At 74.1% G+C, this 19,549-nt stretch carries 14 protein-coding genes; 7 read left to right on the top strand and 7 right to left on the bottom strand.

Translation table 11 applies throughout. The features are described 5' to 3' along the window. Position 1: 1 nt before the first annotated feature. Genes ACF0H8_RS15300 through ACF0H8_RS15280 form a run of 5 tightly spaced genes read right to left on the bottom strand, consistent with a single transcriptional unit; the run spans position 2 to position 8,336 of the window. Positions 2 to 1,897 carry a GAF domain-containing sensor histidine kinase gene (locus ACF0H8_RS15300; protein ID WP_395289751.1) on the bottom strand — a complete coding sequence of 632 codons (1,896 nt, stop codon included), beginning with the start codon at positions 1,895 to 1,897 and terminating at the stop codon, positions 2 to 4. Further along, positions 1,897 to 3,888 (bottom strand): thiol reductant ABC exporter subunit CydC, encoded by a 1,992-nt coding sequence (cydC, locus tag ACF0H8_RS15295; protein WP_395289750.1) that lies wholly within the window; start codon positions 3,886 to 3,888, stop codon positions 1,897 to 1,899. The genes ACF0H8_RS15300 and cydC overlap by 1 nt, the downstream gene beginning before the upstream one ends. After that, positions 3,885 to 5,720, bottom strand: a complete 1,836-nt coding sequence (gene cydD, locus ACF0H8_RS15290; protein ID WP_395289749.1) for a thiol reductant ABC exporter subunit CydD — start codon at positions 5,718 to 5,720, stop codon at positions 3,885 to 3,887. Before cydD ends, cydC begins: the two co-directional genes overlap by 4 nt. After that, positions 5,717 to 6,790, bottom strand: a complete 1,074-nt coding sequence (gene cydB / locus ACF0H8_RS15285) for a cytochrome d ubiquinol oxidase subunit II (protein ID WP_395289748.1) — start codon at positions 6,788 to 6,790, stop codon at positions 5,717 to 5,719. Before cydB ends, cydD begins: the two co-directional genes overlap by 4 nt. Positions 6,791 to 6,818: 28 nt before the next feature. Then, positions 6,819 to 8,336: a cytochrome ubiquinol oxidase subunit I gene (locus ACF0H8_RS15280; RefSeq protein ID WP_395289747.1), complete on the bottom strand. Its 1,518-nt coding sequence runs from the start codon at positions 8,334 to 8,336 to the stop codon at positions 6,819 to 6,821. 488 nt (positions 8,337 to 8,824) lie between these two features. Between ACF0H8_RS15280 and ACF0H8_RS15275 the strand changes: the two genes are divergently transcribed. The 7 genes from ACF0H8_RS15275 (at position 8,825) to ACF0H8_RS15245 (ending at position 18,020) form a co-directional block, all read left to right on the top strand. Beyond that, complete coding sequence (locus ACF0H8_RS15275) at positions 8,825 to 12,334, top strand: Rne/Rng family ribonuclease (protein ID WP_395289746.1); 3,510 nt, start codon at positions 8,825 to 8,827, stop codon at positions 12,332 to 12,334. 119 nt (positions 12,335 to 12,453) lie between these two features. Then, entirely contained in the window at positions 12,454 to 13,077 is a 624-nt protein-coding gene (locus tag ACF0H8_RS15270) for a DUF6318 family protein (protein ID WP_395289745.1), read from the top strand. Next, positions 13,074 to 13,871, top strand: a complete 798-nt coding sequence (locus ACF0H8_RS15265; RefSeq protein ID WP_395289744.1) for a hypothetical protein — start codon at positions 13,074 to 13,076, stop codon at positions 13,869 to 13,871. The genes ACF0H8_RS15270 and ACF0H8_RS15265 overlap by 4 nt, the downstream gene beginning before the upstream one ends. A 275-nt stretch (positions 13,872 to 14,146) precedes the next feature. Continuing rightward, positions 14,147 to 15,529: an ABC transporter substrate-binding protein gene (locus ACF0H8_RS15260; RefSeq protein WP_395289743.1), complete on the top strand. Its 1,383-nt coding sequence runs from the start codon at positions 14,147 to 14,149 to the stop codon at positions 15,527 to 15,529. 46 nt (positions 15,530 to 15,575) lie between these two features. Then, entirely contained in the window at positions 15,576 to 16,523 is a 948-nt protein-coding gene (locus ACF0H8_RS15255) for a carbohydrate ABC transporter permease (RefSeq protein WP_395289742.1), read from the top strand. Next, positions 16,520 to 17,338, top strand: coding sequence for a carbohydrate ABC transporter permease (locus tag ACF0H8_RS15250; protein ID WP_395289741.1), 819 nt, complete (start codon positions 16,520 to 16,522; stop codon positions 17,336 to 17,338). The genes ACF0H8_RS15255 and ACF0H8_RS15250 overlap by 4 nt, the downstream gene beginning before the upstream one ends. A gap of 25 nt (positions 17,339 to 17,363) precedes the next feature. Continuing rightward, positions 17,364 to 18,020 carry an SDR family oxidoreductase gene (locus tag ACF0H8_RS15245; protein WP_395289740.1) on the top strand — a complete coding sequence of 219 codons (657 nt, stop codon included), beginning with the start codon at positions 17,364 to 17,366 and terminating at the stop codon, positions 18,018 to 18,020. On the opposite strand, the gene ACF0H8_RS15240 is transcribed toward ACF0H8_RS15245, so the two are convergent. Together ACF0H8_RS15240 and ACF0H8_RS15235 are read right to left on the bottom strand one after the other, a co-directional pair. Continuing rightward, a complete protein-coding gene (locus ACF0H8_RS15240) occupies positions 17,971 to 18,468 on the bottom strand; it encodes a hypothetical protein (protein ID WP_395289739.1) in 498 nt (165 codons plus the stop codon). The two genes, ACF0H8_RS15245 and ACF0H8_RS15240, sit on opposite strands and share 50 nt — an antisense overlap. Before the next feature lie 215 nt (positions 18,469 to 18,683). After that, complete coding sequence (locus ACF0H8_RS15235; RefSeq protein WP_395289738.1) at positions 18,684 to 19,421, bottom strand: Type 1 glutamine amidotransferase-like domain-containing protein; 738 nt, start codon at positions 19,419 to 19,421, stop codon at positions 18,684 to 18,686. Positions 19,422 to 19,549: the final 128 nt, after the last annotated feature.

Here is a 19,549-nt window from a genome sequence, read left to right as displayed (position 1 = left end):
TTCAGCTCAGCGGCACCTGCCAGCTCACCAGGGTGCCCCGGCCGCGCTCGGTCGCGCCCACGGAGTACGTCCCGCCGTGGCGGCGGGCGCGCGCGGCGAGGTTGGCCAGGCCCGAGCGGCGGGTGACCGACGGGTCCACGCCGGTGCCGTCGTCCTCGACGTCCACGACGACCCGGCCGGTGGGCCCGTAGCCGAGCACGCTGACCCGCACCTGCACCGAGGACGCCTTCGCGTGGCGCGCGGCGTTGGACAGGCCCTCCCGGACCACGGCCACGACGTCGTCGGCGACGTCGGCGTCGACCCGGTTGTCGATGGTGTCCACCAGGTCGCCCTCGTCGTCGTCGGCGAGCACGGCGCCGTCCACGTCGATGACCAGCGACGGGGCGAAGCCGAGCCCGGTGCGCGCCAGGGACGCCTCGCGGCGCAGCCGCTCGACCAGCACGACGGCGGTGTCCGGCTCGCGCAGCGAGTGGACGATGGCGCGGATCTGCTTGACCGCCTCGTCCACGCTCCCCAGGGAGTCCTCCAGCAGCCCGGCGAGGGAGCCCTCGCCGCGGGCGGCGAGGTCGGCCCGGGCCGACTCCAGCTGCATGCCGGTGGCGAACAGCTGCTGGATGGCCAGGTCGTGCAGGTCGCGGCCGATGCGGGCGCGCTCGTCGAGCAGCGCCGCGACGTCCTGGGCGTGCCGCGCCGCGGCCAGCTCCAGGGCCAGCGCGGCCTGCCCGGCCACCGACTCGGCCATGCCCAGGTCGTTGAGGTCGAACTCCGGGCTCCCGATCTTGCGGAGGAGCAGGATGACGCCGCGGCCCTCGCCGCGCAGCATCATCGGCGCGTACAGCGCGGGCCCGAACTGCGCGAGCTGGCGCAGCCGCAGCGTGCGCAGCCGGGTGAGGGAGTCGACCACCATGCCGCTGCCCTCCTTGAGCACCGTCATGGCCCGCCCGTCCGGCGGGAAGACGAGGCCGACGAGGGTGTCGGCGAGGAACCCGTCGGCGATCTCGCACGCCCACGCGTCCCCGACCGAGGGCAGCACGATGAGGGCGGTGTCGGCCTCGGCGACCTCGCGCAGCCGGGCGGCGATCATCTCGAGCGCCTCTTCCTCCTCGGTGCCCTCGAGGAGGGTGGTGGTGATGTCCTGGCTGACCGAGACCCACCGCTCGCGGTTGCGGGCCTCGGCGTACAGGCGCGAGTTCTCGATGGCCACGGCCGCGGCCTCCGCCAGGCTCATCATGTCCTCGGCGTCGTGGGCGGTGAACCCGCCGGGCTTCTCGGCCAGGTACAGGCGGCCGAACACCTGCTGGCGCACGCGGACGGGCACGCCGAGGAAGGTGCGCATCGGCGGGTGCCCGGGCGGGAAGCCGCCGAAGCCGGGGTGGCGGGCGAGGTCCTCGAGGATCAGCGGGCCGTCCACCGGGATGGCGCCCAGGACGCCCCGCCCGCGCGGGGGGTGCCCGAGGATCTGCTGCTCCTCCTCGCTCATGCCCACCTGGACGAACGCCGTGGTGTTGCCGCGGCTGTCGAGCACGCCGAGCGCCGCGTACCGGGCGCCGGTCAGGCGCGCGGCCCGGTCCACGAAACTCTTCAGCGCGTCGTGCACGTCGAGGTACGACGCGAGGTTGATGGCGGCGCCGAGGAGCGAGGAGGTGTCGGTGGCGATGGTGTGCCGGCCGTTCGCCGTCCCGCCGTCCCCGGCCCGGGCGTCGACGAGGTGGGGGCGTGGGTCGTCGTCGGAGGGCTGCGCGGTGTAGGCGCCAGTGCCGCCGCGGGGGTCGGCGTCCGCGGGCGCCGTGCCCCCGGCGGGCCGGTCGACGGAGGAACGGGGGAGGCCCTCCCCGCCGCGGGCCTCGCCGCCCATGAACGGGCACCCGGATGGGGCCTGCGGCTCCTCGTCGCTCATCAGTGCTCTTCCTGCTCGACGGCCCAGCGGTAGGCCGGCACGGTGGCCAGGAGCTCGGCGTGCGTGCCCCTCGCCAGCACCGTAGCCGGTCGCGCCGCCGCGCCGGGAGCGCCGACGGCGCCGGACCCGCCGGCCGCGTCGTCCTCCCTTCGGGGCGCCGCGGGGGTGTCGCGGGGGCCGAGCAGGACGACCTCGTCGGCGGCGGCGAGGGCCGAGAGCCGGTGGGTGACCAGCACGACGCCGCGCGCCTCGGCCGGGCCGGCTTCGTCCCTGGCCGCGTCCCGGCCCGCGCCGCCCCGGCCCGCGGTGAGCAGATCGTTCACCAGCCGGTCCGCGGTGGACGGGTCCAGGTGCTCGGCCGGCTCGTCGAGCAGCAGCAGCGGCGCGGGGCTCGCCAGCGCCCGGGCGAGGAGGAGCCGGCGCCGTTCGCCGCCCGAGACCGTGGAGGCGTCGGAGCCCAGCATCATGTGCACGCCCTCCGGCAGCCCGGCGAGCCAGCCGCCCAGCCCGGCGCGCCCGAGGAGCACGGCGGCCTCCTCCTCGGTGACGTCGCCGCGCGCCACGCGCAGGTTCTCCAGCACCGTGGTCTCGAAGACGTGGGCGTCCTCCGCGGTGAGCACCGCCCGCCGGCTGACCTCGGCGCGGTCGGCGCCCCACAGCGGCGCGTCGCCCAGCTCGGCGGTGCCGCGACGCGGCGGCAGCAGCCCGGCGAGGGTCAGCAGCAGCGTGGTCTTGCCGATGCCGCTCGGTCCCACGACGGCGACGGCGCGGCCGGGGGCGACGTCCAGGTCGATGCCCTCGGCCACCACCGGCCCCCCGGGCCAGCCCACCGCGAGCCCGCGGGCGCTGAGGCGGGGCCCCGCGGCGGGGGGAGCCGTCGCGGCGCGCCCGGCGGGGGTGGCAGTCGCGGCGCGCCCGGCGGGGGTGGCAGTCGCGGCGCGCCCGGCGGCCGCGGGGATCGCGGGGGAGCCGGCGGCGTCGAGCAGCGCCATGACCCGTACCGCGGAGCCCCCCGAGCGCACCAGCTGCACGGCCGCGGGCCCCAGCAGCGCGGTGCCCTCGAACGCCGCCAGCGGGGTGAGGACGACGACGGCGAGCTCGACCTGGTCCATCGCGCCGGCGGCGGTGGCCGGGACGCCCAGCACGAGGGCGCCGAGCACGGCCACCCCCATGGCGAGGTTGTCGAGGCCCGCGGCGAGCGCGGCGGGCCGGGCGGCGGCGTCCTTGGCCCGCGCCAGGGCCGCCTCGGTGCCGCGCAGGTGCCCGACGAGGCGGCCGAGGCGCCCGGAAACGGTGAGCTCGGCGGCGCCGTCGACCATGGTCTGGGCGGTGTCCGACAGGTCGGCGCGTGCCTGGATCTGCGCGTGCTCGGACAGCCGCGCCGCCCGCATGCTCAGCCACGGCCCCAAAAGGCCCGCAACCAGCAGGCAGGCTCCGAGGACCGCGCCGATGCCGGGGTGCAGCCAGCCGACGAGCACCACGGAGCCGGCCCCGACCACCGCCGCGACGGCCGCCGGGAGCATCGCCCGCACGACGACGTCGCCCACGGCGTCGACGTCGGCGCCGGTGCGGGCCAACAGGTCGCCGCGGCGCAGCCCGGCGACGGCGTCGGCCGGGCCGTCGGCGAGGGTGGTGTACACGCGCTCGCGCAGGGACGCCATGCCGCGCAGGGCGACCTCGTGGGAGGCGAGCCGCTCCAGGTACCGCATGAGCGCCCGGGAGATGCCGAACATGCGCACGGACACCGACGCCACCGAGAGCTCCAGGATCGGCGGCATCTGCGAGGCCCGGGCGATGAGCCAGGCGGCGCACGCGCTCAGGGCGACGGCGCTGCCGAGCCCCAGGGCGCCCGCGACGACGGCCCACAGCAGGCGCGCCCGGTCGAGGTCCAGGAGGGCCACGGCGCGGCGCAGGGCCCGCCGCTCCTCGGCGGGCAGGACGGCGGTGCGCGGCGGCGCGGCGGCCGGCCGCGAGGTGGTGGTGGCGCTCATCGGGTCGCCCCCGCGCGGGTGGCCGCGGCCGCGGCGTCGCCGCGGGGAACGGCACGCTCCGCCGCCTCGGCGTCTTCGGCCGACAGCGCCACCTCCGCAGGCGGCGCGGCGAGCTCGGCGGGCGTGGCCGGGCCGGAGGCGACCGTGACCACCTCGTCGGCCAGCGCCACGACCGCGGCGCGGTGGGCGATGACCAGCACCGTGCGCCCGGCGGCGCGCAGCGCCCGCACGGCGTCGAGCACGTGCCGCTCGGCGGCGGCGTCCAGGTGGGCGGTAGGCTCGTCGAGCACCACCAGCTGCTCGGAGCCGAGCAGCGCGCGGGTGAGCGCGAGGCGCTGGCGCTGCCCCACGGAGAGCCCCGCCCCGCCCTGTCCCAGGCGGGTGTCCCAGCCGGCGGGGAGGGCGGCGAGGACCTCGTCGAACCCGGTGGCGCGGGCTGCGGCGCGGACCCGGTCGTCCACGTCGGCGGCGGCGTCGCCGAGGACGTTCTCCCGCACCGTGCCGGGCAGGATGACCGGGCGCTGGGGCACCCAGGCGACCTGCGTGTGCCAGGACGCCGGCTCGACGTCGCCGAGGGCCACGGCCGCGCCCGCCGCCCCGGCCGCGGGCTCCAGCCGGACCGCGCCCGCCGCCCCGGCCGCGGGCTCCAGCCGGACCGCGCCGGCGTCGGGGCGCACGAGGCCGAGGACGGCCGCGGCCGCCGTCGTCTTCCCGGCGCCGGAGGGCCCCACCAGCGCCAGCACCTGGCCGGGCCGCAGCCGCGCGTGCAGGTCCCACGGAGCCCAGGTGGCGCGGCCCGGCGCGGCCACGCCCACGCCGTCCAGCACGACGTCGGTGCGGCGCAGGTCAGGGGCGGGCCGGGCGCCGGGGGCGGGCAGCGGCCGCTCGAGGACCGCGAACGCCTGCTCGGCGGCGGCGACGCCGTCGGCCGAGGCGTGGAACTGCGCGCCGACCTCGCGGATCGGCTTGTAGATCTCGGGGGCCAGCATGAGCACGGCCAGGCCGGTGGCCAGGTCGAGGTCGCCGGCGACCAGCCGGGTGCCGATGACCACCGCCACCAGCGCCACGGAGATGGAGGCGAGGAGCTCGAGCACCGCGCCGGAGAGGAATGCCACCTTCAGGGTGCTCATGGTGGTGCGGGTGTAGGCGCGGCCGAGCTCGCCCACCCGCCGGCCCGGGCCGCGCTCGCGGCCGAGCGCCTTGAGCGTGGCCAGCCCGGCGAGCAGGTCGAGCAGCTGGGCGCCGAGGCGCTCCATGGTGCGCAGCCTCTCCGCGGCGAACCTCTGGGTCAGCACGCCGATCAGCCACATGAACACCGGTATGAGCGGGAGGGTGCCGGCGATGATCAGCGCGGAGACCACGTCGAGGCCGAGGACGACGGCCAGCGAGGCGGGCGTGACCGTGGCGGCCAGCAGCAGCTGGGGGAGGTACCGCACGAAGTAGGGCTCGAGGTCGTCCAGCCCGCGGGTCGCTAGCGTCACCACCTCCGCGCCGTGCCCGACGGCGAGCCATCGCGGGCCGTGGGCGACCGCCCGGGTGAGCACCTGCTCGCGCAGGTCCGCGACGACGTCGCGGGCGGCACGGTGCGCGAAGGCCTCCTGGACGACGAGGACGGCGAACCGGGCGCCCACGACGCCCGCGAGCAGCGCGACGAGGTGGGCGACGTCCGCCCAGCCCGCCCGGCCCTCGACCACCGGGGCGACGGCGCGCGAGACGATCAGGGCCTGCGCCACCACGAGTGCCGCCGTCACGAAGCCGGTCACGGCCGTCAGGGCGATGTAGCGCCGGGCGGCCCGGGCATGGCGCAGCAGGCGTGGGTCGAGCGGCTTCACCGGGTCAGTGTGCCCCCCGGCGTGGCCTCGAGCGGCCTCGGCTCCTGGGGCAGCAGGCCCTCGTGGCCGCCGATGTGCGCGGTGGAGATGCGCTTGCGGAACACCCAGTACGTCCAGCCCTGGTAGGCGAGCACGACCGGCACGATCAGCAGCGCCACGACGCTCATCACCTGCAGCGTGGCCTGGGAGGAGGCCGCCTCGGCGATGCTCAGCGAGAAGGCAGGGGCGATGGAGGAGGGCATCACGTTCGGGTACATCGAGCCGAAGATCAGCACCACGGCGGCGACGATGGCCACGGCGTTGAGCAGGAAGGCCCAGCCCTCGCGCCGCGCCCGGGTGGCGACGACGACGCCGGCCAGCGCGGCCGCCGCGACGCCCACCGGGAGCCACGTCCAGGCGTGGGCCGAGTAGGCCAGCTGCCCCCAGACGGCCCAGCCCCCGGCCACCACCAGGGAGGCGCCGGCCAGCCGCTCGGCGAGCCGGCCCGCGCGGATCCGGACCTCGCCGTCGGTCTTCAGGGCCAGGAAGACCGCGCCGTGGGTGAGGAACACCACCGCCGTCATGACGCCGCCGAGCAGCGTGAAGGGGGTGAGCAGGGAGAGGAAGCCGCCCGTGAGCTGGTGGTTGCCGTCGACGACCTCGATCTCCATGCCCTGCACGAGGTTGGCGAACGCCACGCCCCACAGCACCGCCGGCACCCAGGCCCCGGCCGTGTGCGCCCAGTCCCACCGGTTCCGCCACACGGGGTCGTTGATCTTCGCGCGCCACTCGATCGCGCAGACGCGCACGATCAGCGCCAGGAGGATGAGCAGCAGCGGCAGATACATGCCGGAGAACATCGTGGCGTACCACTCGGGGAAGGCGGCGAACGTCGCCCCGCCCGCGGTGAGCAGCCACACCTCGTTGCCGTCCCACACCGGGCCGATGCTGCGCAGCAGCACCCGGCGCTCCCTCTCGTCCCGGGCGAAGGGCTTGAGCAGCATGCCGACGCCGAAGTCGAAGCCCTCGAGCACGAGGTAGCCGGTCCACAGGACCGCGATGAGCAGGAACCACAGCAGGGCGAGATCCATGGGTACGTCTCCAGGTCAGGGGCGGCGGTCAGTACGCGAAGGACAGGGTCGGCTCGAGCTCCCTGGGCGCGTCCCCGCCGCCGGGGCGGCTGCCGTCGGCGTCGCCTGTCAGGTCCTCCGCCAGCGGCTCGACGCCCTCGCGGACGTAGCGCTTGATGAGCAGGAACCACACCACGCCCAGGGCCGCGTACAGCAGGGTGAAGACCACCAGGGAGATGATCACCGAGCCGGGGGAGACCACCGTGGACACGCCGTCCTGCGTGAGCAGGTAGACGTTGTCGACCGGGTTGGCGGGGTTGGGGTGCACGACCCAGGGCTGGCGACCCATCTCCGTGAAGATCCAACCGAAGGAGGAGGCGAGGAACGGCATCGGCAGGGCGACCAGGCACAGCCGGGAGAACCACCTGGAGCCGGTGACCCGGCCCCGGCGCAGCAGCCACAGGCCGGCCACGGCCAGGGCGGCGGAGAACCCGGCGAGGCCGATCATCAGCCGGAAGCTCCAGTAGGTGACGGCGAGGTTGGGGGTGTAGTCGACCTCGCCGAACTGGTCGGCGTACCGCTCGGTGTACTCCTCCTGGATGTCGTTCACGCCGGGCAGGTAGCTGTCCTCGCCGGAGAAGGAGCCGGTGCCGAGGAAGGAGGTCAGGCCGGGGATCTGGATCAGGTGGTGGACGCCCTCGCAGGAGTTGGACAGGTCGCCGATCGTCAGCAGGGAGAACGCGGCGGCCTCCTCGCCCTCGCACAGCGCCTCGGCCGCGGACATCTTCATGGGCTGCTGCTCGTACATGAGCTTGCCCTGGTAGTCGCCCGAGGCGATCACGCCGACGCCGGAGACGAGGATCGTCACCAGCCCGACGTAGGCGCCGGCGCGCCAGACCTTGCGGGCCTCGTGCTCCCGGCCCGCGCGCACGGAGCGGACGATCCACCAGCCGCAGATCCCCGCGACGAACGTGCCGGCGACCAGGAAGGAGGCGGTGATCGTGTGGGAGTAGGCGGCGATCAGGGTGTTGTTGGTCATCACCTCGAAGAAGCCGGCCACGCCGTCCAGCTCGGCGCGGCCCGTCTCCGGGTTGTACACGGCGCCGACGGGGTGCTGCATCCAGGAGTTCGCCGCGAGGATCCAGTAGGCCGAAAGGGTGGTGCCGACCGCGACCGCCCAGATGCAGGCGTTGTGCAGCCACTTGGGCAGCTTGCCCTCGCCGAAGATCCACAGGCCCAGGAACGTCGACTCGAGGAAGAAGGCGGCGAGGGCCTCGATGGCCAGCGGGGCGCCGAAGATGTCCCCGACGAACCGCGAGTACTCCGACCAGTTCATGCCGAACTGGAACTCCTGCACGATCCCCGTGGCCACACCCAGGGCGAAGTTGATCAGGAGCACCTTGCCGAAGAACTTCGTCAGCCGGTGCCACCGCGCGTTGCCGGTCCGCGTCCACGCGGTGTGCATGATCGCCACGAGGGTGGACAGGCCGATCGTGAGCGGCACGAGGATGAAGTGGTAGACGGTGGTGATGCCGAACTGCCACCGAGCGAGGTCAAGCGATTCCACCTGTCGGCCCTTCGGAGGTGCGGGACTGCTGCGGTTGCGCGCGGACCGGGGCCCGGGGCGCCGGTCGGTGCCCAAAGTTAGGCAGGCCCCACCGGTGCCGGCTGGGACCTAGGTCCCCCGAGATGACGGGCCGTCAGGATCGCGGCGCGTCGGCGGGAGCGGGTCGTGGACGCCTGTGCGATACTTCGTCATGGCTGGGGAACCGCTCCACACCGCGTTCTCCGGTCCGACGACGTCGCGACCGCATCGTTCCGGTCCACCTCGCGCCGCCCCGCCAGCCGGTGGGTGCGCTGCAGCAGGGGGCCGGTGACCTTGGCCGAACCGCCAGCACGGCTGGTCGGCAGGCCGACCGCCGTCGGCGCTCGAGCGCGCTGCCGCGCGTCCGGACGCAACCCAAGGACTTCCGTCCGCGGCTCGCGCCGCGGACGACGAACCGCCCACGGGCGCCGGTAGGTGTGGGCGGCGGCCGTAGGCCAGGGGAGCACCCCATGAACGACCAGATCGACAGCACCACCGACGGCGCGGCAGAGGAGCAGAAGCCGACGACGCAGCGCCGGTCCCGCTCGCGCCGGGCCACCAGCCCGGCCGGCGCACCCAGCGCCGCGCAGGCCGCCGCCGCGCAGGGCTCCGCCGCGCAGGGCTCCGCCGCGCAGGAAGGCGGGGCCCCGGCCGCCGCCGAGCCGGGCTCGCCGGAGGCTGCGGCACCCGGGCAGCCCGCGGCCGCCGACGCCGCCCAGGCGGAGCCCGCCGCGGCAGCCCCGGCGAAGAAGACCACCCGCACCCGCAGGGCGCCGGCCAAGAAGAAGGCGGCCGCGGGCGGGACCGACGCGGCCGCCGCCGAGGCCGCCGGCGGCGAGACCGCCGGCGCGGAGCCGCAGGCCGCCGCCGAGCCTGGCGCCGCGCCCGCCGAGGCCGCCGAGACGGCCCCCGCGAAGAAGCCACGCACGCGACGCGCGCCGGCCAAGAAGGCCACGGCCCCCGCCGAGCCCGCCACCGACCCGGCCGCCGCGGAGGCCGCCGCCGAGGATTCCACGGCGCCGGTCGCCGTCGCCGAGGATTCCACGACGCCGGTCGCCGTCGCTCAGGACTCCGCCGCGCCGGCCGCGGAGAAGCCCAAGACCACGCGCACCCGCCGCAAGAAGGCGGCCCCCGCCGCCGCGGAGGAGCCGCCCGCCGCGCAGCCGGCGGCCGCGCCCGCCGAGACCACCGCCGTGACCGCGGAGGTCACCCAGCCCGCGACCGGGCCGGTCGAGGGCTCCGGCGACGAGCTCGCCGGCCCCGCGCCGGCCGAGCTGAGCCCCCATCTCGCCGTCGAGGAGGTCGAGACCGCCGCCAACGGCGAGGCGGCCGCCAAGAAGCCCGGCCGCCGCAGCCGGCGCGCCACCGCCCCCGCCCGCTCGTCCGGGCAGAAGCTCGACGTTCTCGCGGAGCTCGGCGTCGCCAAGCCCGCCGACGAGGAGGACGAGGAGGAGTCCTCCGCCGGGGCGGTGACCGCCGCGACCGCGGAGACCGCCGGCGAGAGCGCCCCCACGCCCAACCAGGCGGAGGAGGACGGCGGACCGCGCCTCGCGGCCACGGCCCTGCTGTTCCAGGCGCCGGACCCGACCAAGGCCCGCACGCGCCGTCGTCGCGCCCAGTCGCCCGCGGGCGCGCCGCCCGTGGAGGCCGAGGCGCCCGGCACCACCGAGGCGGAGCCGGCCGAGGCCGAGGAGGCCGAGGCGCCCGAGTCGGCGGAGGAGGAGCACGCCGGCGGGCGCCGTCGCCGCCGCCGCGGCGGCCGGGGCCGGCGCAACCGGAGCCAGCAGGAGGCCGCCGAGGACGAGACCACCGAGGAGGAGTCCGCCGCCGAGTCGGCCGAGTCCCCCGAGGAGGCGTCGGAGGCCGAGGGCGAGACCGAGACCGAGGAGGAGGAAGGCACGTCCGGCTCGCGCCGGCGTCGTCGTCGCCGCCGCAGCGGCCGCTCCGCGGAGGCGGAGACCGGCGGGCGCGCCCGCGACGAGGTCACCGCGCTCAAGGGCTCCACCCGCCTGGAGGCCAAGCGCCAGCGCCGCCGGGAGGGTCGCGAGGCCGGCCGTCGGCGTCCCACCATCACCGAGTCCGAGTTCCTGGCCCGCCGCGAGGCCGTCGCGCGGACCATGGTGGTGCGCGAGAAGGACGGCCTGAACCAGATCGCCGTCCTGGAGGACGGCATCCTCGTCGAGCACTACGTCGCCCGGCACACGCAGACCTCGATGGTCGGCAACGTCTACCTCGGGCGGGTGCAGAACGTCCTGCCGTCGATGGAGGCCGCGTTCGTCGACCTCGGCAAGGGCCGCAACGCCGTGCTCTACGCCGGCGAGGTGAACTGGGACGCCGCCGGAATGGAGGGCCAGCCGCGCCGCATCGAGCAGGCGCTGAAGTCCGGCGACTCCGTGCTGGTGCAGGTCACCAAGGACCCGATCGGGCACAAGGGCGCGCGGCTGACGTCGCAGATCACCCTCGCGGGCCGGCACCTGGTGCTGGTGCCCTCCGGGGCCATGACCGGCATCTCCCGCAAGCTGCCCGAGAACGAGCGGGCGCGGCTGAAGAAGCTGCTCAAGGAGATCGTCCCCGCCGGCGCCGGCGTCATCGTGCGCACGGCGGCGGAGGGCGCCTCCGAGGAGCAGCTGCGCGCCGACGTCGAGCGGCTGACCAGGCAGTGGGCGGACATCGAGGCCAGGGCGAAGAGCGCCAAGAGCGCCCCGGTGCTGCTCAAGGGCGAGCCCGAGCTCGCCGTGCGGGTGGTGCGCGACGTCTTCAACGAGGACTTCGAGAGGCTCGTAGTCTCCGGCGACGGCGCGTGGGAGACCATCTCCGGCTACGTCAGGGAGCTCTCGCCGGACCTGGCCCACCGGATGCACCACTGGACCAGCCAGCAGGACGTCTTCTCCGAGTACCGGGTGGACGAGCAGCTCGCCAAGGGCATGGACCGAAAGGTCTGGCTGCCCTCGGGCGGCTCGCTCGTCATCGACCGCACCGAGGCGATGACCGTCATCGACGTCAACACCGGGAAGTTCACCGGCAGCGGCGGGACGCTGGAGGAGACGGTCACCCGCAACAACCTCGAGGCGGCCGAGGAGATCGTGCGTCAGCTCCGGCTGCGCGACATCGGCGGCATCATCGTCATCGACTTCATCGACATGGTCCTGGAGTCCAACCGCGACCTGGTCATGCGGCGGCTGCTCGAGTGCCTCGGCCGGGACCGCACCCGCCACCAGGTGGCCGAGGTGACCTCGCTGGGGCTGGTGCAGATGACCCGCAAGCGGGTCGGCCAGGGCCTGGTGGAGGCGTTCTCGACGCCCTGCGAGCACTGCGGCGGGCGCGGGTTCGTCGTGCACGAGCAGCCCGTGGAGAAGTCCGGCACCGGCAACGGCGTCGAGGAGAACGGCTCCCGTCGTCGCGGCCGCAAGGGCGGCGCCGCCCCGGCGCCGGAGCCGGTGGCCGAGCCGGCACGGGCGGAGGACCCGGGCGCCGCAGCGGCCCGAGAGGCCGTCAAGGCGACCCTGGCGACCATCGCCGCGGCGGCCGCCAAGGGGCACCAGGAGCACGAGCACGACGACGCCCACAAGGCGCCCGCCAAGCCGCCGCGCACGGGCGTGCTCGGTGACGAGGCGGCCCTGCTCGCCGGCGTCGACGCCAGCGAGGCGGCCAACGTGGTCGCAGCGGCCGAGGTGACTGGCCCCGAGCAGGGCGACGTCGTCGCGGCGGAGCTGGCCGCGGACACCGGCACGGTGCCCGCGCCCGTGGACGAGGCGGCGGCTCAGCAGGCCGCGGCAGCGGCGCCTGCGAAGGCGCCCGTGCGCGCCGAGGCCGCCAACGAGGCCCCGGCGACCGCGGCCGCGCCCGTGACCGCACCCGCGGAGGAGGCGCCCGCTGCACCGGCGCCCAAGCGAGCGCGGCGCAGCCGGCGAGCGGTCTCCAGCGGCGTGGTGACGCCAGGCGAGACGAAGATCATCACGCTGGACCTGCCGCAGCGGTAGGACCACGACGGCGGAGGGCCAGGACTTGCGGGTCCTGGCCCTTTGGCGTCCCGAGGTTGGTGGTCCACAGTTTCGCGAATCCCTAGGCGGGAACGGCGGGCCGCCGCTACGTTCGGCGCATGGCTCTGGGGGCAGGGCGGCAATGGCGCGTCATGGCGGCGGCCGCCGCCGCGGCCACGCTCGTCGCTGCGTGCAGCGCCCAGGCGGAGCCCGAACCCGCTCCTTCCTTGTCGGGGACGGCGGAGCCGTCGTCTGCCGAGCCGAGCGAGACGGCGACCTCGGAGCGTCCCGAGGTGGAGAAGCCGGAGCGGCCCGAGGCGATGCGCCGCGACGACGTCGCGGGGGCCGAGGCGGCGGCGCAGTACTTCCTGGAGCTGTATCCGTATGTGTATGCCACGGGTGATCTGGCTGAGTGGGAGGCGATGTCGCATCCGGAGTGCATTTTTTGCAGGAGTGTGGGGGAACAAGTCTCAGACTTACACGCAGGAGACGGGTACCAAGTGGGAGGCCGTCTGGACATCGTGCGCGTCGAGTCGCGTTCGCCTGGAGATGCGAGTGAGTTCTACGCAGTTTGGATTGATGCGAGTGAGTTGCGTGCCGAACGCAAAGACACAACGGGCAACACCCTGGAGATTTTCGAAGGTGGCCCGGTGGAGTTTGACTTCGCCCTGTCTTGGGACAGTGGCTGGTTCGTGCGTGGAGTAGAGGCCCGATCAGTCGTGAGTGAAGGCGGCACGAAATGAATCCGGCGGCCGTCCTGTTCGCATTCAGCGGGCTCGTCGCCGGGCTGCCGACCGCTACCACTGGGTCACTCACCGACGATCTGGGAACGACTGTGGAATTGACCCCAAATGATGATTCTTTCGACTTAGGTGTGTCGCGGCGCGAGTCAAGGATGGGAGAGGGCCATCGTGGCGGGCCTCGAAACCCTATTGCGGATGGGCAGGAGGGAGGGGAGCCGGCTTGTGGACAGTACGTCAATGTCGGCGGATTCAACTATCAGTACCGATATTGCGATGGCGATTTCACACCTGTGGACGAATTTTCCTTGACGCCAGCGCCAGGCGAGGTTGGTGAAGGAGACTTGGCGCAGCCCGTCTTGCTAACGCTTGCAGACCTCAGAGAGTTACCCATTGCGCCTGGCGGCCTAAATATCCAGCCCGACCAAGGCTGGGTCCTTATCAATGTTGACACGATCTTCTGGACAGAGGCAGCCGAGCAGACTTTTGACACCGTCGTGCTCGGCACGCCGGTCCAGGTTCGGGTAGCACCCGTCGACTACGCCTGGGACTTCGGGGACGGGGCGGCGCCGCTGCGTACGACCGACCCCGGCGCGCCATACCCGGACCACACGGTGGCACATGCCTACACCCGGAGCTCGGACCGTACTCGCGTCACGCTCACGACCCGCTGGGCAGGTGAGTTCCAGGTTGCCGGATCGGGGGTGTGGCAGCCCGTGGAGGGGCTGGCGACGACCACGGAGGTCTCGGCGCCGTTCGAGGTCCGCACCGCGCAGACCGCACTGACCGTCCGCTGAGTCGCGGGGGAGATCGGCCGGGGTGAGGTCTCGCTGGCCGTGTTGCTGGGATCGCTGCGCGAATCGGGGTCATCGCTCTACATATGACTTCTCGAGGAAGAGATGACATCTCGCGCGCTGGGGGCGGGTGGCGGGAGCATCGTCCGCGGCGGGCCGAGACGGCGCTCGGCGTGCTCGCCGGCGCGACGCGCGGCCGAGATTCGGGCCGGTGGCGCAGGCAGGGGAGATGCTCATCCACAATGGGTGCCCTCGGCATCAGACAGGAGAACAGCACCATGAGCAGATCCGTGCGTCCCAGGCGCGCCGCCGCCGGCGTCGTCGCGCTGACCGCGGCAGTCTTTCTGGCCGCGTGCACGCCGGGTTCGAACACCGCCTCCGACGACGGCACCGCGGCCCCGACCGACCCCGACGAGATCGTCACCGACGTCGCCTCGATGGGCGAGCAGACGCTCGTCGTGTGGGACCAGGAGGTCCGGGGTGGGCAGAAGGCGCAGATCGAGCGCCTCAACGCCGCGTTCGAGGAGCAGTACCCCAACATCACGATCGAGCGCGTGTCGCAGTCCAACGACGACCTCCAGACGACGCTGCGGCTGGCGCTGACCGGCAACGACGCCCCCGACGTCACCCAGGCCAACAACGCTCGCTCCCAGATGGGCCAGTTCGTCGGCGCCGAGCAGATCGTCCCGCTCGACGCCTACGCCGAGGCCTACGGCTGGATCGAGCGCTACCCGGAGAGCGTGCTCCAGGCGACGAGCTACAGCACGGACGGCGTGACCTTCGGTGAGGGCTCCCTCTACGGGCTCCCGCAGGTCGGCGAGGTCGTCGGGGTGTACTACTCCAATTCCGAGCTCGCCGAGCTCGGCCTGGAGGTGCCCCAGACGTGGGCCGACTTCGAGGCTCAGCTCGCGACCATCAGGGACGCCGGGCAGACCCCGCTGCTGCTGGGGAACCTCGACCAGTGGCCCGCCACGCATTACTTCGGGCCCATCCAGGGCGCCCTTGTCGACCCCGAGCAGATCCGCACGCTCGGCTTCGGCAACGAGGGCGCCAGCTGGACCACGCCGGAGAACGTCGAGGCGGCCACCAGGATCCAGCAGTGGGCGCAGAGCGGGTACTTCAACGAGGGCTTCAACGGCGCCGACTACGACGCCACCTGGCAGTCCTTCACCGAGGGAGCCGGTGTGTACCTGATCGGCGGCTCGTGGCTCGGGGCGGACATCGAGGCCGCGATGGGCGAGGACGCGGGCTTCTTCGCGCCGCCGCCGGTCGAGGCCGGCCAGGGGCCGCGGACCACCGGCGGCATCGGCATCCCGTTCACCATCACCTCGCAGGCCGCCAACCCCGACCTCGCCGCCGCCTACATCGACTTCATCACCAGCGAGGAGGCCATGGCGATCCTCGCCGAGGAGGGCAACATGCCCGCCGTGGACGCCGCCGAGCACATGCCCGACGGCGGCCTGCAGCGCGACATCTTCAACGCCTACAGCGAGGTCACCGAGAACGGCGAGCTGCTGCCGTACCTCGACTGGGCGACCCCGACCATGGGCACGACCCTCGGCCAGAACCTCCAGGCGCTCATGGCCGGGGAGACGACGCCGCAGGCGTTCACCGAGGCGCTCGAAGCGGACTATGCCGAGTTCGTCCAGTCCAACGGCTGACGGCGCGTCCCGGGACACCGCGGGGCGTCCCGGGACCGCTCCGGCGGTGGTGGTGGGCCGGAGCGGGTCCGCCGGGGCTCCGCTGCCGGCCGCGGGCGCGCCCCGGTCGCCCGCGCCGCCGGGCCGACGACGCTCGAAGTACGGCCTGGCGCCGTACGGCTTCCTGCTGCCGGCCTTCGCCATCTACGCGCTGTTCCTGCTCTACCCGCTCGGCCGGGCGGTGCAGATCTCGCTGTACGACTGGGACGGCCTGACCCTCGCGACCTTCGTGGGCCTGGACAACTACGTCGACGTCTTCGCCGACGACCAGTTGCGCGCCTCCTTCGAGCACGCGCTCGTGCTGATCTTCTTCTTCGCGGTGCTGCCGCTCGCCATCGGGCTGGTGCTCGCCGCCGTGCTCACCCGCGGGCAGGTGCGGGGCCTGGGCTTCTTCCGCACCATCGTCTTCCTCCCGCAGGTCATCGCCATGGTCGTCGTGGCGGTCGCCTGGCGGCAGATCTACGCCCCCGACGGGCTGCTCAACGACGCGCTGCGCGCCGTCGGGCTGGAGGAGTGGACCCGCACGTGGCTGGGGGACTTCACCCTCACGCTGCCCGCCGTCGGGCTCATCGGCACCTGGGTGTCCACCGGCCTGGTCACCGTGCTCCTGATGGCGGGGATGTCACGGGTGCCCACTGAGCTGTACGAGGCCGCGACGCTCGACGGCGCGGGCGCCGTCCGCAAGTTCTTCGCCATCACGCTGCCCGCGGTGCGCGCGGAGATCGTGGTCGCCCTGACCCTGACGATCATCGCCGCGCTGAAAACCTTCGACCTGGTCTACGTCACCACCTCCGGCGGGCCCGGGAGCACGACGACGGTCCCCGCCTTCGAGGTGTACCGGCGGGCGTTCCAGCTGGGCGAGGTGGGGTCCGCGGCCGCCGTGGCGGTGGTGCTGACGCTGCTGATCTTCGGGCTCAACGCGGCTGTCAACCGGCTGGGGGAGCGCGGGCGATGAGGATCTCCCCGGCCGAGCGTGCCGGCAACTACGTCATTCTGGTGCTCTTCTCCCTCGTCGCGCTGGCCCCGATCGTCACGATCCTGCGCACCGCCCTTGCGCCGGAGACCGCCGCGGACGCCGCCACCGGTGCCCCGCTGCACGTGGAGAACTTCGCCCGCGCCTGGGAGCAGGGCCGCTTCGGGGAGTACATGCTCAACTCCGTGGTGATCGCGGCGCTGGTGGTCGCGGTCGCGACGGTGTGCTCGATCATGGCCGGCTACGCCCTCGGCGCGTTCGAGTTCCGCGGGTCCCAGGCGCTCTTCTACCTGTTCCTGGTCGGCCTGATGGTGCCCACCGAGGCGATCGTGGTCCCGCTGTTCTTCGACTTCCGGACCGTCGGGCTGACCAACACCGTGTGGGGGATCGCCCTGCCGCAGATGGCGCAGTCCATCGCCTTCGGCACCTTCTGGATGCGCTCGTACTTTCGCGGCGCGAACCGCTCCATCGTCGAGGCGGCCCGGCTCGACGGTGCCGGTCACCACCGCGTGCTGTGGCAGGTCCTGGTGCCCGTCGCCCGGCCGGCGGTCGTGACGCTGGTGCTGCTCACCTTCATGTGGACGTGGAACGAGTTCCTCATCCCGCTGGTGATGTCGCCCAACGCCCAGCTGCGCACCGCGCCCCTCGGGCTGGCGCTCTTCCAGGGCCAGTACGTCCAGGGCACCACCCTGCTGGCGGCCGGCGCGGTGCTGGTGGCGCTGCCCGTCGTGGTGCTCTACCTGTTCCTCCAGCGGCACTTCATCCAGGGCATGCTCGAGGGCGCGGTGCGTGAGTAGCCGCCGAGGCCGTAACGTCGCGGGCATGAGAGTCGTCATCGCCGGCGGGCACGGCAAGATCGCCCGCATCCTCGAGCGCCACCTGTCCGACCGCGGAGACGAGGTCGTGGGCCTCATCCGCAACCCCGCGCACGCCGACGACCTGCGGGAGGCCGGGGCCGAGCCGGTCGTGTTCGACCTCGAGCGCGGCTCGGCCGAGGATCTCGCCCGCATCCTGGACGGTGCCGACGCCGTCGTTTTCGCGGCGGGCGCGGGGCCGGGCAGCGGCGCGGCCCGCAAGGACACCGTCGACCGGGGCGGCGCGGTGCTGCTCGCGGACGCCGCCGAGCGGGCGGGGGTGCGCCGGTACGTCATGGTCTCGTCCATGGGCGCGGACCGCGGCCGCGACGGCATCGCCGACGAGGTCTTCGCCGCGTACCAGGACGCCAAGAAGGCGGCGGACGAGGACCTCATGGCGCGCGACCTGGACTGGACGATCATCCGGCCCGGCGGGCTGAGCGACGAGCCCGGCACGGGCAAGGTCACCATGGCGCGCAGGACCGGCCGCGGCAGCGTCCCGCGTGAGGACGTCGCCCGCGTGATCTGCGCGGTGCTGGACGACCCCGGGACCTCCGGCCTGGTCACCGAGGTCATCACGGGCCCGGAACGGGTGGCCGTGGCCCTGGCGGAGCTGACCGACTGATCCCGGCACGCCCGTCCAGCCAGGCGGTGGCATCGTCGAGGCGCGCCTCGAGCTCGAGGACCGCGCAAGCCATCTCGTGCCGGTCCACGAGCCCGCGCGCCACCGCCCACCGGGCCACCTCGGCGACCACCAGCAGCTGCACCCGGGCGTCGTGCTCCGCCGGCATCAGCCAGGCCCGGTCGACGAAGCCGGGCAGCGTCGCGACCAGCGCCTCCGGTCCCGTCACGCGCACGACCGCGCCTGCGGGATCCAGCTGCCGCTCGGCGTCGACGAGCGCCCGCTCGGGCCGGGTCAGGAAGCGCTCGGCCTCCGTGTCCAGGTAGGTCTCCAGGTGCGCGCGCACGCGCCGCGCCCGGGCGCGCGTCGCAGGGTGCCGCAGCAGCGACGAGCGGGCGAAGAAGTCGGCGATGACCTCTGCGGCGGACACTGGCGGCGTCGTGTCGTCCATGGCCGGAGGATGGCAGCGGGCACCCACATCGGCGGCTTGCCACGCCCGTGGCTCACGCCCTCCGGCTCACGCTCCGGCTCACGCCCGTGGCTCACGCCTCCGGCTCACGCCCGTGGCTAACGCCTCCGGCTCACGCCCGTGGCTAACGCCTCCGGCTCACGCCCGTGGCTAACGCCTCCGGCTCACGCCCTCCGGCTCACGCCCATGGCCAACGCTCACGCCCCCGGCAGCACCCGCGGCTCGAGGCGCTCCTCGACCACGTCGCCGCCGGGGTCCAGCCGCACGGCGTAGGCGGCCTTGCCGGGGCGCTCGGTGACCGCCTCGGCCACGTGCGTGCCCCGGTAGACCAGCCCCACGCCGTCGTCCGTGCAGTACGTCAGGCCCAGCTCGCCGCTGCCCACGAGCTGGTGCACCAGCGGGCGGCGCCGCGGCTCGGAGTCGTAGTGCACCCCGTTGCCGTAGGGCAGCAGGCCGAGGCCGTCGTGGACGGCCCGCAGCTCGGGGCCGAAGGAGTCGGTGGTGCCCGAGGTGTGCCAGCAGATGGACCCGGCGCTGACGCCGGCGAGCACCACGCCCGCCCGCCACACGCGGCGGAAGACCTGGTCGAGCCCGTGCACCCGCCACACCGCGAGCAGGTTCGCTACCGACCCGCCGTCGACCCACACCACGTCCTGCTCGAGCAGGTAGCCCTCGACGTCGTCGACGTTGGGCATGGTGAACAGCTTGAGCGGGTTCAGCTCGAAACCGGCCTCGCGCGCCGCGTCGTAGCGGTCGGCGATTGCCGCGGCCTGGTCCCCGCCGGCCGTGCCGAGGTAGCCCAGCCGCGGCGCGCGGCCGGTGACGCCGGCGAGCTCGACGGCGTGGTGGACCAGCGGGCCGAACTCGACGCGGACGCGCCGGCCGGGCACGTAGCCGCCGGAGGTGGCCAGGATGGTGGGGGAGTCGGCGGGCACGGTATCCTCCTCGACGGTGGCGGCGGGCGCGGCGAGGCTATCGCGTGTGCCTGATCCCACACCGCTCGGGCGCCGGGCCGGGCCCCGGACATTTGCCCCGGGCGGCCGCCTCCCGTAACCTAGAGCGT

The sequence above is a fragment of the Georgenia sp. AZ-5 genome, assembly GCF_043952095.1.
Lineage (GTDB): Bacteria > Actinomycetota > Actinomycetes > Actinomycetales > Actinomycetaceae > Georgenia.
Note: the sequence above shows the minus strand (reverse complement) of the source record. Positions and strands in the feature narration are given on the sequence as shown.